Origin of the sequence: Pseudomonas fluvialis (genome assembly GCF_002835605.1) — a bacterium.
Lineage (GTDB): Bacteria > Pseudomonadota > Gammaproteobacteria > Pseudomonadales > Pseudomonadaceae > Aquipseudomonas > Aquipseudomonas fluvialis.
In genome coordinates this window covers 44767-60305 of record NZ_PIYS01000001.1, presented here as the reverse complement: position 1 = coordinate 60305, position 15539 = coordinate 44767, and the positions used below count along the sequence as shown (strand labels likewise).

Sequence of the window (15539 nt, the reverse complement as noted above, 5' to 3'; positions counted from 1 at the left end):
ATGCCGCAAGCCTGGCGCACACACTGGACGGAATGGCTGATTGCCTTGCGCTTTCTCCTCGAAAACCGCCAGCAAAGCCTGCTGATCATCCTGGGGATTGCCGTCGGCTCGGCGGTGATCGTCTTTATCACCGCGCTGATTACTGGCCTGCAGGCCAACGTGGTGGAGCGCACCCTGGGTAGTCAGGCGCATATCCGCATCCTGCCGCCGGATGAGTTCAACCGCCTGGCTCCGCTGGCCGATGGCAGCCAGTTGTTGCTGCGGGAAAGCCCACGCGCACAGCGCTTGCGCTCGATCAGCAACTGGCAGGCGCTGCTGGCACTGCTCGACGAGCATCCTCAGGTACGGGCAGTCTCGCCGGTAGTCAGTGGTCCGGCGCTGGCCCGGCGTGGCGTGGCACGTACCTCGGTAGCCCTGCTCGGCGTGGACCTGCCGCGCTACCTGCGGATCATCCCGTTGCAGCGGCACATGCGTGCCGGCACGCTGCGCCTGGCCGCCGACCAGGCGCTGATTGGTCAACAGCTCACCGAGGAACTGGGCCTGGGCATCGGCGACAAGCTGCGCCTGGACGCGGGGGGCGGGCGTGACGCGGTAGTGGATATTGTCGGCATCTTCGAGCTGGGGGTCCGCGAGCTGGACACCCGTTATGTCTACCTGGAACTCAGACAGGCGCAAACCCTGCTCGACTTGCCGGGTGGCGTGACCGTGCTGGAAACCACGGTGGATGACATCTTCGCGGCCGAGCAGGTGGCCCAGCGCCTGCAACGGCTGACCGGGCTGAAGGTGCAGAGCTGGATGGAGACCAATGGACAGCTGCTCAATGCGCTGAGTTCGCAGAGCATGACCACGCAGATGATTCGCTTGTTCGTCGGCATTTCGGTGGCTTTCGGTATTGCCAGCGTGCTGGCGGTCAGCGTCGTTCAGCGCACGCGTGAGATTGGCATCCTGCGGGCCATGGGTAGCCCGCGTGGGCAAATCCTGCGGGTTTTCCTGATCCAGGGTGGTCTGTTCGGCCTGTGTGGTTCTGCAGTGGGCGGCCTGGCCGGCTGGGGACTGATCCAGCTGTTCAATCTGTTTGGCAAGCGGCTTTTTGAAATCAGTGTGGCTCCTGATCTGATTCCCCTGGCCATGTTGGTGGCCAGTCTCAGTGGGGTGCTGGCAGCGGCCTGGCCGGCGCGCCGCGCCGCGCTCCTCGATCCGGCGGTGGCCATCCGCTATGTCTGAATCGCGTGAAATACTGCGCCTGCAAGGGCTGGGCAAGGTCTACAACCCAGGCACGCCTCAGGAGAGCAGGGTGCTGCAAGACATCGAGCTCACCCTGCGGGGTGGTGAGTTGTGCGCGCTGATCGGCCCGTCCGGCTCTGGCAAGAGTACCTTGCTGAACCAGATCGGCCTGCTCGATCAGCCGAGCAGTGGTGAGCTGTACCTGCTGGGCCAGGCCACCTCGCGGCTGGATGACGCACAGCGCACGCGACTGCGTAACCAGGCCCTGGGTTTCGTGTTCCAGTTTCACCACCTGATCAGTGCCTTCAGTGTGCTGGACAACGTGTTGATGCCCTTGATGATCCGTAGCGGCCGGCCCAGCGCCGAGCAGCGCCAGCTGGCGCACGAGCTGCTGGGTGAAGTCGGTCTTGGTGCGTTTGCCGACAAGCCGGCGGGGCAACTGTCGGGCGGTCAGCAGCAACGGGTAGCCATCGCCCGTGCCCTGGTCACCCGACCGCCGCTGCTGCTGGCCGACGAGCCGACCGGCAATCTGGACAGCCGCAGCGCAGAGGGAGTGTTCAGTCTTTTCGAGCGAATCAACCAGCAGTTTGACTGTGCCATCCTGCTGGTCACCCATGACCCGCGCCTGGCAGCGCGCTGCGCGCGGCAGGTGGTCCTGGTGGATGGGCGCATCCAGCCCTGAATGTCGAGTTCAGGCAGCCTGGCGTAGCAAGGCCTGGGCCTGCTCTGCGCTGAGCGGGTTGCCCAGATGCAAGCGCACCTGATGGGCACCGGCTGACAACCCCAGCTCGCGCAGCAGGCGCTCTTCCACCTCGCTCAGCCCGCCCTCGCACAGGGCCATGGGATGCAGCAGTAGCCGTGGGCTGCGCTTTACCCAGCCCTTGCCGGGCAACTGACCCAGCGCTTCACGCAGGCAGCGGCTGGCCTGGCTGAACTGGCCGACCAGCAGGCGCGAGCTGGTGAAGCCCGGGTTGGCTTGTACCTGCAGCTGTGGATAGGGCGGCTCCAGCAGTGTCAGCTGAAAAGCGTCGGGCATGATTTGTACATAAAAGTCGCAGGCAAACAGTTGGCGCAACACGGTGCAGGTCCTTTTGCGAAATGGGCAGGTGCTATTGCAACACAGGGCAGGCCCGGACAGCGGGTAAAATCTGCGACAATCGCCACCCTTTGTTCAGCCGATCCACGCCATGACCCACGCCACGCCCGACTTCGAGACCCTGCAGCACAACCTTGGCCAGGCCTTGCTGGTGGATCGGCATCGTTTGCGCCGCCAGCTGCATGAGCTGCGCAAGGGACCGCTCGATGAGGCCCGGCTGGCGCAGTGGCTGGAGCGTTTGCAGGCGTCCTGCGCGCGGGTCGAGGCGCGCCGGCAGAGCATTCCGGCGATCCGCTACGACGATGCCCTGCCGATCGCCGCCAAGCGCGACGAGATCAAGGCTGCGCTGGAGAAACATCAGGTGCTGGTGATTGCCGGCGAGACCGGCTCGGGCAAGACCACCCAGTTGCCGAAGATCTGCCTGGAGCTGGGCCGTGGCGTGCATGGCCTGATCGGCCACACCCAGCCCCGCCGTCTGGCCGCGCGCAGCGTGGCCACCCGCGTGGCCGAGGAGATCGGCAGCCCGCTGGGCGAGCTGGTCGGTTACCAGGTACGCTTCGAGGACCATTCCGGCGACGCCAGCCTGGTCAAACTGATGACCGACGGCATCCTGCTGGCGGAGACCCAGCACGATCGCTACCTGGAGAAGTACGACACGATCATTGTCGATGAGGCGCATGAGCGCAGCCTCAACATCGACTTCCTGCTCGGCTACCTGAAGACCCTGCTGCCGCGCCGTCCGGACCTCAAGCTGATCATCACCTCGGCGACCATCGATCTGCAGCGCTTCAGCAAGCACTTCAACGATGCGCCGATCATCGAGGTGTCCGGCCGCACCTACCCGGTGGAGACCTGGTATCGCCCGCTGGCCGCCGAGGTGGACGAGGAGGGCGAGCGCCTGCTCGACGATCTGACCGTCGACCAGGGCATCCTCGCCGCGCTGGACGAGATTGCTGCCCATGAGCGCGCCGAGGGCAAGCGTCCTGGCGACGTGCTGGTGTTCCTGCCCGGCGAGCGCGAGATTCGCGAGGCCGCCGAGGTGCTGCGCAAGGCCAACCTGCGCCTGACCGAGGTGCTGCCGTTGTACGCGCGGCTGACCCCGGCCGAGCAGCAGAAGATCTTCGCGCCGATGGGCGCGCGCAAGATCGTACTGGCCACCAACGTCGCGGAAACCTCGCTGACCGTGCCGGGCATCCGCTATGTAATCGACTCTGGCACCGCGCGCATCAGCCGCTACAGCTACCGCGCCAAGGTGCAGCGCCTGCCCATCGAGGCCATTTCCCAGGCCAGTGCCAACCAGCGCAAGGGCCGTTGCGGCCGGGTCGAGCCGGGCATCTGCATCCGCCTGTACAGCGAGGAGGACTTCCTCGCCCGCCCCGAATTCACTGATCCGGAAATCCTCCGTACCAACCTGGCGGCGGTGATCCTGCAGATGCTCCATCTGCGCCTGGGCAGCATCGAAGACTTCCCCTTTATCGAGTCGCCGGATGGCAAGGCCATCAGCGACGGCTTCAACCTGCTGCAGGAACTCTCGGCGGTGAATCGCGAGGGCCAGCTCACGCCGTTGGGGCGCCAACTGGCGCGCCTGCCCATCGACCCGCGGCTGGGGCGCATGGTGCTGGAGGCGGCCAAGCTCGGCAGCCTGGAGGAGATTCTCATCGTCGCTTCGGCGCTGTCGGTGCAGGACCCGCGCGAGCGGCCGATGGACCGCCAGCAGGCCGCCGACCAGGCGCATGCGCAGTGGAAGGATGTGGACTCGGACTTCGCCGCGCTGATCAACCTGTGGCGCGGCTTCGAGGAGAAGCGCCAGGAGCTGGGCAGCAACCCGCTGCGCAACTGGTGCAAGAAGAACTTCCTCAATTACCTGCGTCTGCGCGAATGGCGCGACGCCCATCGCCAACTGGTGCTGATCGCCCGCGAGCTGCAGTTGTCGGCGAGCAAAGTGGAAGGCAAGCGCGAGCGCCAGGCTCAGAGCGAGGCGAAGGCCAAGCCGACTACCGACAGCAAGGTCAACGCCATCACCCGCGAGCAGGCCGAGGCCAGCGAGGCGGCGCAACGCGCCAAGAGCTACGCCGCGGTGCACAAGGCGATCCTCTCCGGTCTGCTCAGCCAGATTGGCCAGAAGAGCGAGGATGGCGACTACCTCGGCGCGCGCCAGCGGCGCTTCTGGATTCACCCCTCGTCGGTGATCGGGCGCAAGAAGCCGGCCTGGGTGATGACCGCCGAGCTGGTGGAAACCACCAAGCTGTTCGCGCGCATGGTGGCGAGGATCGAGCCGGACTGGATCGAGCCGCTGGCCGGCCACCTGATCAAGAAGAACCACTTCGAGCCGCACTGGGAGAAGCGCCGTGGCCAGGTGGTGGCCTTTGAACAGGTCACCCTGTACGGCCTGATCGTGGTCGGCCGCCGTCCGGTGCATTTCGGCCCGGTTGACCCGGTCGCCTCGCGCGAGCTGTTTATCCGCGAGGGTTTGGTGCGCGGCGAGATCAACAGCCGCGCCAGGTGCCTGACGGCCAATCGCGCGCTGCTCGAGCGCCTCGACGAGCTGGAGGCCAAGGCGCGCCGCCGCGACATCCTCGCCGATGAGGAAACCCTCTACGCCTATTATGAGGCGCGTATCCCGGCGGAGATCCACCAGGCCGCGACCTTCGAGCACTGGTACAAGAGCGAAGGCGCGAAGAACCCGCAGCTGCTGATCATGCGCGAGGAAGACGTGCTGGCGCGCGACGCCAAGGAAGTGACCGCCGCGCAGTACCCGGACATTCTCCCCCTGGGCGAGCTGCAACTGCCGCTCGCCTACCACTTCGAGCCCAACCACCCGCGCGACGGGGTGACCCTGCGCGTACCGGCGCCGCTGTTGCCGCAATTACCCGCAGAGCGGCTGGAGTGGCTGGTGCCGGGCCTGATCGAGGCCAAGGCCATCGCCCTGGTGCGCGGCCTGCCCAAGGCGCTGCGCAAGAACTTCGTGCCGGTGCCGGACTTCGTCGGCGCGGCACTCTCCAAGATGGTCTTCGGCCAGGGCAGCCTGGCCGAGTCGCTGGGTCGCGAACTGACCCGCATGACTGGTGCCCGCGTGCCCGAAGAGGCGTGGGTCGAGGCGGCAGCGCAGCTGGAAAATCATCTGAAGATGAACATCGAGGTGGTCGATGCGCGCGGCAAGTTCCTTGGCGAAGGTCGCGATCTGGCCGAGCTTTGCGCACGTTTCGCCGAGGCCAGCCAGGCCGCACTGGCCATGCCGCAGCAGAAGCAGGAACAGAAGCCGGTCGAGGCCAAGGCCTTTGCCCAGGTCGCCGAGAAGACCCAGCAGAAGATCGCCGGCCTGTCCATGACGGTGTTCCCGGCGCTAGTGGAAGAGGGCGGTGTGGTCAAGGAAGGGCGCTTCCCGACCCAGGCCGAGGCCGACTACCAGCACCGCCGCGCGCTGCAGAAACTGCTGCTGCAACAGCTGGCCGAGCCGGCCAAGTACCTGCGCGGCAAGCTGCCGGGGCTCACCGAGCTGGGCCTGCTGTACCGCGAAATGGGCCGCCCCGAGGCGCTGGTCGAGGACATCCTGCTGGCCAGCCTCGATGCCTGCATCCTCGACGGCGAGGCGACATTGCCGCGCGACGGCGCCGCTCTGGCGCAGCTGGCCGAGCGCAAGCGTGGCGACTGGACCAGTCACGCCGAGCGCATCGCCAGGCTCACCCTGGACATCCTCAAGCTTGCCCACGGCCTGCAGAAGCGCTTCAAAGGCAAGATCGACCTGGCCCAGGCCATGGCGCTCAACGACATCAAGCAGCAACTGGCCAATCTGGTCTACCCCGGCTTCGTGCGCGAGACACCGGGTGAGTGGCTGAAGGAGATTCCGCGCTACCTCAAGGCCGTCGAGCAGCGTCTGGACAAGGTGGGGGGGCAGGTGCAGCGCGACCGGGTGTGGACCGGCGAGCTGAGTACTGCCTGGGAGCAATACCAGGCGCGCGTCGCCAAGCATGCCCAGGAAGGCAAGCGCGACCCGCAGCTGACCCTGTATCGCTGGATGCTCGAGGAGTATCGCGTGTCGCTGTTCGCCCAGCAGCTGGGCACCAGGATGGCCGTGTCGGACAAACGCCTGGCCAAGCAGTGGTCTGTGGTGGAGAGCTAAGGCCAGGCTGCCGCTCTGGTTATTTATTCATGCAGCCCATTGCGCCGCCAGGCTTGGCCCTAGGAATAGGGGGCACCTTTTCGCTACGGTTAGTCTGCTACTGCCAGGTACGTCAATCCGAGCACAGGTGTATTGCTCGTCTTGCCGGCTGTTTGTGGCGCGCAGTATAACCAGCAGGCAGCGCGGGCCAGCCTGCTGTCATTGATTGTTCAGACCTTGCAGGAAAACCATGTTCGAAATCCAACCGATGAACCCCGAGCATTATCGCCAGCAAACCCGGCGTAGCACGCTGCTGGTCGTGCTGATTTTTGTGGTATTGGGCATGCTCTGTGCGACAGCGAGTAACCGGCTGTTCGGCACTCCGGGAGGGGACAACTTTCAGTGGAATTTGCTGGGTGTGCTGGCAGGTCTGGTGCTGACCATCGCCTTGGTGCGCCAGCAACTCTGGTCGCGTCCGGTGATGGCCGCCGCTGTCTATGGTTGGCAGCTCAAGCGCCACCTGATGCAGGTGACCAACCGCATGCACCGGGTGCAGGCAGGTGTCGCCGCCGGCGATGCAACCGCCATGAAGGTGCTGCGTTTCTACCATCTGGGCGTTACCCAGATGCACCAACTGGACGGGAACAGCAGTGAGTTGAGCCAGATGGTGCGGGAAATCGACAGCCACTGTGAGGCCATGCAGCAACGCGGCTTGGACACCGAGCAGCGTTGCCTCGATCCGCGTTGGCTGGAGTCGCTTTAGTAGCCTGTTGGACGCGCTCAGTGAGGAATCGCTGTGCGCGCCTCCCGCCGAGGGTCACTTGTGCGCCAGGTCTTTTATATACAAGGCTTCGACCTTCTCCCGCGCCCAGGGGGTTTTACGCAGGAATTTCAGGCTGGAAGCCAGGCTGGGTTCATGCTGGAAGCAGCGAATGGCGATCAGCTGGCCGAGGCGCTCCCAGCCATGTCGCTCGACCAGTGCTTGCAGGATGGTCTTCAGGGGCAGGCCGTGCAGTGGATCATTGCTCATCGTGCGTTTCTCATGTCCGGGCGGGCACTTTAGCGCCCGCCTAAAGGTTGCGCGAGTGCGGCACGCTCAGCCGGGCACCTGCAGGCCGCGCTGTACCGCCGGGCGCGCGAGAAAAGCGTCGAGTACGCGGCGTACGTTGGCGAAGCGGGCGAAGTCGACCAGTTCGCCAGCGCCATAAAAGCCCAGCAGGGTATTCACCCAGGGCAGTACGGCAATATCGGCAATGCTGTAGGTGTCGCCCATCAGCCATCGGCGTTGCTGCAGGCGTTGCTCCAGTACGCCGAGCAGGCGCACCACCTCGGCAACGTAGCGGTCGCGCGGACGTTTGTCGGGATATTGGCTGCCGGCAAACTTATGGAAGAAACCCAGCTGGCCAAACATTGGCCCGACGCCGCCGACTTGCCACATCAGCCACTGGATGCATTCGTAGCGTTGCTGGGCCTGGCTGGGTAACAGTTGTCCGCTTTTCTCGGCCAGGTAGAGCAGGATTGCGCCGGACTCGAAGAGTGCCAGTGGTTGTCCCTCAGGCCCGTTGGGGTCGAGGATGGCTGGAATCTTGTTGTTGGGGTTGAGTGACAGGAACTCGCTGCTGAACTGAGCGTTGTCCTCGAAGCTGACCCGGTGCGCTTCGTAAGGCAGGGCGATTTCTTCCAGCATGATCGATACCTTGACCCCGTTGGGGGTGGGTAGCGAATACAGCTGCAGGTACTGTGGTTGGCTCGGTGGCCATTTGCAGGTGACGGGGAACGCGTCGAGCGGATTCATGGGATCTCCTGGCTGGGGCGTGAGCTGGCTGTTCGGCGGGCTGGCGAGCCGGTATGGTGCACCTCTCACAACCTGTGCCGAGGGAGAGCACCATGAGCCTGCATGGCCAATACGACCCACAGAATGTCTTTGCCAAGATCATCCGTGGCGAACTGCCCTGTTACAAGATCTACGAGGATGAGCAGGTACTGGCCTTCCTCGACCTGTTCCCGCAATCCTACGGGCATACCCTGGTGATTCCCAAACAGGTCGCGGCACGCAACCTGCTGGAGGTCGATGGTGCTACCTTGGCTCAGCTGATGGTCGTGGTGCAGCGCCTGAGCAAACTGCTGGTGGAGGAGCTGCAGCCCGACGGCGTGCAGATCGCACAGTTCAACGGTGCCCCGGCCGGGCAGACGGTCTTCCACCTGCACCTGCACATCATCCCGCGCTTTGCCGGCGACTCGCTGGGTATCCATGCCAGCCAGCAGGCCGATGCCGAGCAACTCAAGGCATTGCAGGCGCGCTTGCAGAAACGCCTCGGGCAATAAGCCTGCTGTGGCCAAGGCGGCGTTTTGCTTGCTTTGGCTCAAGTTTTCACCAGGGGGCTGCTGGCACTATGCCGCTGTGCAGCCTGTGTCAGGCCCCCCTAGCCATTCAAGTGGCCAGCAGGCTGGCCGATAGTGCGTCTATCGCCTGGCGATGTTCAGGATGCACCGTCTCCACCTGCGGACTACTGGCATGAAGCTGAAGATCACTCCTACACGCAACGAAATTCGTCTTGGCGATGATGAGTTCATCGTCAGCAAAACCGATACCAAGGGACGCATTACCTACGCCAATCGCACCTTCATGAAGATCTCCGGCTTTGCCGAGCCTGAGCTGCTGGGCGTACAGCACAATATCGTGCGTCATCCGGATATGCCGCGTGGGGTTTTCCAGTTGCTGTGGAGCACCCTGCAGGGCGGCCAGGAGTTCTTCGGTTATGTGAAGAATCTGTGCAAGGACGGCAGTTTCTACTGGGTGCTGGCCAATATCACCCCGGATCTGGACAGCGCTGGCCAGTTGCGTGGCTACTATTCGGTGCGTCGCAAGCCTAAGGCCAGTGCGCTGGCGGTCCTCGAACCCATCTATCGGCGCATGCTGGAGCTGGAGCGCGAGGCTGGCCCGCGTGAAGCGATTGCCCGCTCACAAGCCTACCTGCAGGAGTTGTTGCAGCAACAAGGCACGGACTACACCGGGTTTGTCCTGGCGCTCACCCAGGAGGTGCGCTCATGAGTTTCTCGTCACCGCAAACCTACGGCGTCAGCGCGGGTTCACCGTTCCTCTGCGCGCGCATCAAGCTGCTGGCCGGCAGCCTGGTGGCTATTTCCCTGGCGGGTCCCTTGTGGTCCATCCTGTTTGCCGAAGGCAGCCTGTGGTGGTTGCTGCAGCCCGTGCTGACCCTGTTGCCGGTTGTAGTCATGCTGCGTGCCGGGGGGCGTGTGCTGCGCACCCTGCAGACGGTCTACGACACGATGAGCCAGGCCAATGCGGGCGCCTTTCATTTGCGCGTGACCAATACCCAGCACCTGGGCGAGGTTGGTAAGGTGGCCTGGGAGGTCAACGACTTCCTCGACAAGGTCGAGTCTTACTTCAAGGAGGTCGACTCCTGTTTCAGTCATGTGGCGCGAGGCAACTTCCAGCGCCAGGCGCTGACTGACGGCATGCCCGGTCAGTTGCGTGTGTCGCTGGAAAACATCAACTACTCGATCGGCGAGATGAGCAAGAACTCGCGGCTGGTCGCCGACAACCAGCTGCATTCGGCGTTGCACTCACTCAATGTGCAGAACCTGATTCGTAACCTGCGAGATGCCCAGGAGGATTTGCTGCACATTGGCGAGCGCATGGGCCAGGTCGAGCAGATTGCCAATGACAATGGCAGCGCGGCTCTGCACAGTCAGCAGGGCGTGCAGCAAATGGTGGAGGCGCTGGACAATATTTCACGCACCATCAACCAGGTTGCGGAGGTGGTCAACCAGCTGGGCAACGACAGCCAGCAGGTGCAGGCGTCGTTGTCGATCATTACCGAGATCGCTGACCAGACCAACCTGCTGGCACTCAATGCAGCCATCGAGGCGGCGCGTGCCGGCGACCAGGGACGGGGCTTCGCGGTCGTTGCCGATGAGGTCAAGGCCCTGTCGCGGCGTACCAAGGATGCGGCGGTGGAGGTCACCAGCACCATTGGCAATTTCAGCCGGCGCGTCAGCGACATGGTGGTGCAAGCCGCCGATTCCAACAGCTTGGCGCAGGAAGTCAGTCGCATGGCGGTGGGCTTCCGCGATCAGTTCGATACCTTTGCCAGTGGTTCGCGGCAAACCATGGCGGCAGTGAGCATGGCCAAGGACCAGGCGCTCAACACCCTGGTCAAGGTCGACCACATCATCTACAAGCAGAACGGCTATATCGCTTTGGACAGCTCGGCGCAGTTCACCGGTGCGCTGGAGGCGGTGGCCATGGATCACCAGCACTGTCGCCTTGGTCAGTGGTACTACCAGGGCGAAGGGCAGGCCAGTTGCAGCCATACCCGCGGCTTCCGTGCCCTTGAAGCACCACATGTCCAGGTACACCGTGCGGTACAGGCCGCCGTGGCATTGCGTGATGCCGACTGGATCCACCAGCCGGCGATCAAGCAACGCATCATCGATGCAATGCGTGAAGCCGAGGAACAGAGCTACGCGATGATCCAGCATATGGATGCCATGTTGCAGGAGAAGCATGCCTCGCTCGGCTAACCCTCAGCGCATGCGGAAGGCTTCCTGGTGAAACTGTGCCAGCGGCATGCCGGCCTGACGCAGGCCTCGCCGCAGGTGTTCGGCCAGCCCCTGCGGGCCGCAGAACCACAGGTGTGGCCAGCCTTGCGGGTGCTCGCTGAGCAGGGTAGAGCCATCTAGCGGTCCCTGGAGGTCACTGTAATGGACCTGCAGGCGGATGCTTGGCAAGCCGCTGCACAACTGCGCCAAACGCTGACCGAACAGGTCTTCCGCTGGGTTGCGTACGCAGTAATGCAGCGTGGCCTGGGGCGCACGTTCGGGCTGCCCCTGAAGCGCTTCCAGCCAGGCCAGGAAGGGTGTTACGCCAATTCCGGCGGCAATCCAGTGCTGGTTGGGCAACTGTGCCGATGGCAGCGTGAAGGCACCGTAGGGGCCCTCGACCTGCACGGCCTGGCCTACCTGCAGGGTGTGTTGCAGGTGTCGGGTGTGGTCACCCAGGGCCTTGATGGCAACGCGCACACAGGCATTTCCCGTATCAGCAGCACTGAGGGTGAAGGGGTGTGCGCCCTCGGCGCCACCGAAGTCAATGAAAGCGAACTGTCCGGGCTGGTGCCGCCAGTGGCCTTGCAACTGGCAGGTGATCTCCAGCACATCATCAGCCAGGGCGCGCATGGCGACGATCTGCCCGGTATGGCGTCGTGACTGGCCGATGCGTCGAGTCAGCGAATACAGCGCGCAGATACTGCCGAGCAGTGCACTGGCGGCGATCAGCAGGCCCAGCGGCTGGCGCCAGTAGTTATCCGGTGCCAGTACCACGCCATGGAAGGCGAACAGCAGGAACAGCGGTGCCAGCAGGCGATGTGCGTAACGCCACAGGTGGTAGGGGAAGCGCTGCCAGAGGGTTAGCACCAACAGCAGGCCGAGCAGCCAGATCGACCATTCGCCCAGGTCCTTGGCCGAGTCGCGCCAGGCTTCGAAGAGTCGTTCGACCTTGGGGCCCTTGCCTGGGTGGGGAACCAGCATGTCCAGTAGTGGGCCGGCCAGCTCCAGTAGATAGTGCGCAAAGCCCAGGCCGATGGCCCAGTAGCCGGCCAGGCGATGCATGCGATACAGCCGATCCAGACCGCCCATGCGTTGCTCCAGCCAGGCCGGGCGCATGGCTAGCAGCATCAGCCAGGCCATCAGGGTAAACGACAGCACGCCGCTGAACAGAATGGCTTCGCGACGCCACCACCAGACATCCAGCCAGGCAGCGCCAGGCCCCATGCCCAGGCTATACAGCCAGGCGGCCAGTAGCAGACTGGCGATCACGCTAATCGAGCGCATGGATGAGCTCCTTGGTATTTATCAGGCTAATAAGTAGCTTGCTTATTAAAAGCCTGGTTAGCATGCGCCGGCAAACTGAAGCGAAGCTGAATGTACCTTTACCTTGCCTATACTCACTGCAGTTTTGCCTGTTCCCCCGCAAGGAGCCTGTCGTGTCCCGAGTGTTGTTGATCTGCTGCAGCCTGCTGCTGGCTACCGCACAGGCCGAGGACAGCGCAGCGCTGCGCTTTTGCTATGAAGACAGTGACTCCTACCCCTGGGTAATGCGGGGAGGCGAGGGGTTGAATATCGAATTGCTGCGCGAGGTAGGCGAGCATCTGCAACGGCCTATCGAGTTTATTGCCGTGCCTTGGCGGCGTTGCCTGGCGGGCCTGCAGCAGGGGCGCTACGACGGTGCCTTTGCGGCCAGCTACCAGGCCGAGCGTGCCTTGCTGGGGCGCTATCCGCTGGATGCCCAAGGCAGTGTGGATAGCAGTCGGCGCCTGCATACCGGCGATTATGCGCTCTACCACCGTGTCGAGCAGATCCCTCACTGGGATGGCCAGCGTTTGCAGGTGAATGGCCCGGTGGGGTCGCTCAGTGGCTTCTCCATCGTGCCTTTCCTGCATCAGTTGGGCGCACGCGTGGACGAAAGTAGTCGCGACCCCCAGGCCCTGTTGCGCATGCTGGCCAGCCGGCGTGTCTCGGCAGTGGCGTTACAGAGTGCCCGTGCCGATTTTATTCTGCAGGGGGATGCCCAGTTAGCAGCGAGCATCCGCAAGGCGCCGCTGCCGCTGCAGGTCAAACCTTACTTCCTGATGCTCAGTGCGCCGCTCTGCGACCGTGATGGCGAATTGGCCGAGCGCATCTGGGACAGCGTGCGCAGGGTGCGCGAGTCGCCAGGCTATCAAGCCCGTGAACGTGCCCTGCAAGGCCTGCCAGATTCCTGACTGACTGGTTAGTCGTTATCTTGACTGCAATCAGGGACGTGGCGAACTGTCCGAGTGATTCTGTCAGGTATGAAGGCTGGCCGGTGTGCTACGGCGGGCCTTGCCCACCTGATCCGCCTCGGGATGTCTGTCATGAAAACCCTCTTTGTACCCGCCACCGCGTTGATGAACCGGCTCAACTATCCCAGCAAGTTTGGCCTGATCGGTGCTCTGGTACTGCTGGCCTTCGCCAGCCTGATGTGGGCCCTGGCCAGTGAGTTGCAGGAAACCATCGAGCGCTCGCGCAACGAACTGGTGGCGACCGCGCTGACCCGCCCGCTGGCCCGGATGGTTGAGTTGACCCAGCAGCATCGCGGCTTGTCCTCGATGGTGCTGGGCGGCAATGCAGACATGCGGGATACGCGTGCGCAGCGCGCCGAAGAGGTGTCGCGTGCGCTGGCCAGCCTGCGTGCCAGCCTGGCCGAGGACAAGCGCCAGCTGCCCGCCTGGCAGCAGATCGAGCGGGATTGGCAGGTGTTGCAAGCGCAGGGGCTACAACTGGAGCGCGCCGCCAATTTCCACGCGCACACCGAGCTGGTGGCGCAGTTACTGCGCTTGCAGATTCAGCTGGCCGATGCCTATGGCCTGAGTTTCGATCCGGACGAAGCGAGCTTCTACCTGATGACGGCGGCAATCAATCGTCTGCCATTTCTGCTCGAACGCTTTGGCCGCTTGCGTGCCCAGGGCTCCGGTGCGCTGGCCCAGGGGCATGCCGATAGTGCCCAGCGCATTGCCTTGAGCGTACTCAACGAGGAAATCCGCAGTGCCATGCTGGATGTGGAGGCTGGCCTGGCCAAGGTGGCCGAGCAACGCCCGGAGCTGCGTTTGTCGCTTGAACAGGCGGTGGCAGCGCTCTATCAGAAAATCCAGCGGGTTGAGCAGGTCGTCCAGGGCATGCTGCTGCATGAGGATTTTCAGTCGACCAGTGCTGCGCAGTTTTTCGAGCTGACCACCGAGGGGATCACGATCGGTTATCAACAGATGAACCAGGTACTCTTGCCGACCCTCGACCAGTTGCTCGAACAGCGCATGGCTGAGGCCCAGCAGGTGCTGTACTTCAACCTATTACTGGCCGTGCTGGTACTGGCGGTGATCGGCTACCTGTCGATGGGTGCCTACCTGTCGGTGATGAACAGCATTCGCTGCCTGCGCGAGGGCAGCGAGCGCCTGGCGCGTGGTGAGCTGAGTAGTCATATCCAGCTGGCGGCGCGCGATGAATTGCGCTTTGTCGCAGCGGGCTTCAATGCCATGGCTGAGGCCATGCGTGGCCTGATTGCAGGCATCAAGGGCAATGCCGGCGAAGTAGCCGATGCCGCGCGTGACCTGGTGACGGCTTCCGGGCAGATTCATGTGGCATCACAGAAACAGAGCGACGCGGCTTCCAACATGGCGGCGGCGGTGGAGCAGATGACCGTGGGAATCGAGCATATCGCCCGCGGTGCCGGTGCGGCGGATGAGCTGGCGGTCCGCTCTGGCGAGCTGTCGCGCGATGGGGGGGCGATTGTCGCATCGGTGGTGCAGGAGATCAGTGAAATTGCCGTATCGGTTGCCGAGTCGGCGCGTACTGTCGAGGAACTTGGTGAGCGCTCCGGGCAGATTTCCGCCATCGTCGGGGTGATTGGTGACATTGCCGCGCAGACCAACCTGCTGGCGCTCAATGCGGCCATCGAGGCGGCGCGGGCGGGTGAGCAGGGGCGCGGTTTTGCCGTGGTCGCCGATGAGGTGCGTAACCTGGCGGCGCGCACGGCCAACTCCACGCGGGAAATCTCCGAGATGGTCAAGAGCATCCAGCAGGGTACGGCAGGTGCCGTGGAGGGCATGGAGCGGGGTGTCGAGCGGGTCAACGCCGGGGTGGCGCGTGCCGAGAAAGCGGGCGAAGCCATGGCGCGCATTCGCCAGGCGGCCGAACAGGTGCAGGCCACGGTGGCGGAGATTTCTCATGCGCTGCGTGAGCAGAGCAGTGCATCCACGGAAATCGCCCAGCAGGTGGAGATGATCGCGCGCATGGCCGAAGAGAACGGCCTGGCGGTGGCCAGTAATCACCAGACGGCGGCCAGCCTGGGGACGTTGGCGGATACGCTGCTGGGCAATGTCGGTCGTTTTCGTACCTGAAACTGTGTCTTGCACGCTGCGGCGCGCATCAAGACAGCAATGCGGTGAACTGCGCGTTATGTCTACTGCCCGCCATCGGTGCGCCTGTGGCACACTCTGTTCTTTCGCAGGGCATAATGTGTTTCCTGCTGTTTCAGCTGCTGCGGGCCTGTACCGCCAGCCCTTGCATGATGGCCGCTGCGTGCGA

The 15539-nt window shown here is 63.7% G+C and carries 13 protein-coding genes and 1 pseudogene; 10 read left to right on the top strand and 4 right to left on the bottom strand.

All coding sequences use genetic code 11. From position 1 onward, the window contains the following. Positions 1-1224 carry an ABC transporter permease gene (locus tag CW360_RS00295; protein WP_101192347.1) on the top strand — a complete coding sequence of 408 codons (1224 nt, stop codon included), beginning with the start codon at positions 1-3 and terminating at the stop codon, positions 1222-1224. Continuing rightward, on the top strand, positions 1217-1906 hold the full coding sequence (locus CW360_RS00290; RefSeq protein ID WP_101192346.1) for an ABC transporter ATP-binding protein: 690 nt from the start codon (positions 1217-1219) through the stop codon (positions 1904-1906). The genes CW360_RS00295 and CW360_RS00290 overlap by 8 nt, the downstream gene beginning before the upstream one ends. A gap of 9 nt (positions 1907-1915) precedes the next feature. Here CW360_RS00290 and CW360_RS00285 read toward each other — a convergent pair whose 3' ends face one another. Further along, positions 1916-2302: a hypothetical protein gene (locus CW360_RS00285; protein ID WP_101192345.1), complete on the bottom strand. Its 387-nt coding sequence runs from the start codon at positions 2300-2302 to the stop codon at positions 1916-1918. Positions 2303-2411: 109 nt separating this feature from the next. On the opposite strand from CW360_RS00285, the gene hrpA reads away from it, so the two are divergent. Together hrpA and CW360_RS00275 are read left to right on the top strand one after the other, a co-directional pair. After that, the gene (gene hrpA, locus CW360_RS00280) at positions 2412-6440 is read left to right on the top strand and encodes an ATP-dependent RNA helicase HrpA (protein WP_101192344.1); all 4029 of its coding nucleotides are present in this window, start codon (positions 2412-2414) and stop codon (positions 6438-6440) included. Positions 6441-6669: 229 nt separating this feature from the next. Continuing rightward, a complete protein-coding gene (locus tag CW360_RS00275) occupies positions 6670-7182 on the top strand; it encodes a DUF3087 family protein (protein WP_101192343.1) in 513 nt (170 codons plus the stop codon). A 54-nt stretch (positions 7183-7236) separates the two neighbouring features. Here the strand turns inward: CW360_RS00275 and CW360_RS00270 are convergent, their stop codons facing one another. Then, positions 7237-7449, bottom strand: a complete 213-nt coding sequence (locus CW360_RS00270; protein WP_093986739.1) for a VF530 family protein — start codon at positions 7447-7449, stop codon at positions 7237-7239. Positions 7450-7515: 66 nt separating this feature from the next. After that, complete coding sequence (locus CW360_RS00265) at positions 7516-8214, bottom strand: glutathione binding-like protein (RefSeq protein ID WP_101192342.1); 699 nt, start codon at positions 8212-8214, stop codon at positions 7516-7518. 92 nt (positions 8215-8306) lie between these two features. Between CW360_RS00265 and CW360_RS00260 the strand changes: the two genes are divergently transcribed. From CW360_RS00260 to CW360_RS17215, 4 genes and pseudogenes are all read left to right on the top strand, one after another. Then, entirely contained in the window at positions 8307-8744 is a 438-nt protein-coding gene (locus CW360_RS00260) for an HIT family protein (protein ID WP_101192341.1), read from the top strand. A gap of 190 nt (positions 8745-8934) precedes the next feature. Beyond that, positions 8935-9471: a PAS domain-containing protein gene (locus CW360_RS00255; protein WP_093986742.1), complete on the top strand. Its 537-nt coding sequence runs from the start codon at positions 8935-8937 to the stop codon at positions 9469-9471. Further along, positions 9468-10490: pseudogene (locus CW360_RS00250) on the top strand (methyl-accepting chemotaxis protein); the annotation flags it as partial. The gene CW360_RS00255 and the pseudogene CW360_RS00250, both read left to right, overlap by 4 nt. A gap of 6 nt (positions 10491-10496) precedes the next feature. After that, on the top strand, positions 10497-10967 hold the full coding sequence (locus CW360_RS17215; protein WP_371870495.1) for a CZB domain-containing protein: 471 nt from the start codon (positions 10497-10499) through the stop codon (positions 10965-10967). Positions 10968-10970: 3 nt separating this feature from the next. Here CW360_RS17215 and CW360_RS00245 read toward each other — a convergent pair whose 3' ends face one another. Next, the gene (locus CW360_RS00245; RefSeq protein WP_101192339.1) at positions 10971-12272 is read right to left on the bottom strand and encodes a ferredoxin reductase family protein; all 1302 of its coding nucleotides are present in this window, start codon (positions 12270-12272) and stop codon (positions 10971-10973) included. 152 nt (positions 12273-12424) lie between these two features. Between CW360_RS00245 and CW360_RS00240 the strand changes: the two genes are divergently transcribed. Then, complete coding sequence (locus tag CW360_RS00240) at positions 12425-13201, top strand: substrate-binding periplasmic protein (RefSeq protein WP_157825240.1); 777 nt, start codon at positions 12425-12427, stop codon at positions 13199-13201. 132 nt (positions 13202-13333) lie between these two features. Next, a complete protein-coding gene (locus CW360_RS00235) occupies positions 13334-15352 on the top strand; it encodes a methyl-accepting chemotaxis protein (RefSeq protein WP_101192337.1) in 2019 nt (672 codons plus the stop codon). Positions 15353-15539 lie beyond the last annotated feature (187 nt).

Coding starts and splice junctions, on each gene's coding strand:
- CW360_RS00295 (WP_101192347.1), top strand. CDS start 1: ATGCCGCAAGCCTGGCGCACACACTGGACGGAATGGCTGATTGCCTTG.
- CW360_RS00290 (WP_101192346.1), top strand. CDS start 1,217: ATGTCTGAATCGCGTGAAATACTGCGCCTGCAAGGGCTGGGCAAGGTC.
- hrpA (WP_101192344.1), top strand. CDS start 2,412: ATGACCCACGCCACGCCCGACTTCGAGACCCTGCAGCACAACCTTGGC.
- CW360_RS00275 (WP_101192343.1), top strand. CDS start 6,670: ATGTTCGAAATCCAACCGATGAACCCCGAGCATTATCGCCAGCAAACC.
- CW360_RS00270 (WP_093986739.1), bottom strand. CDS start 7,449: ATGAGCAATGATCCACTGCACGGCCTGCCCCTGAAGACCATCCTGCAA.
- CW360_RS00265 (WP_101192342.1), bottom strand. CDS start 8,214: ATGAATCCGCTCGACGCGTTCCCCGTCACCTGCAAATGGCCACCGAGC.
- CW360_RS00260 (WP_101192341.1), top strand. CDS start 8,307: ATGAGCCTGCATGGCCAATACGACCCACAGAATGTCTTTGCCAAGATC.
- CW360_RS00255 (WP_093986742.1), top strand. CDS start 8,935: ATGAAGCTGAAGATCACTCCTACACGCAACGAAATTCGTCTTGGCGAT.
- CW360_RS17215 (WP_371870495.1), top strand. CDS start 10,497: ATGGCGGTGGGCTTCCGCGATCAGTTCGATACCTTTGCCAGTGGTTCG.
- CW360_RS00245 (WP_101192339.1), bottom strand. CDS start 12,272: ATGCGCTCGATTAGCGTGATCGCCAGTCTGCTACTGGCCGCCTGGCTG.
- CW360_RS00235 (WP_101192337.1), top strand. CDS start 13,334: ATGAAAACCCTCTTTGTACCCGCCACCGCGTTGATGAACCGGCTCAAC.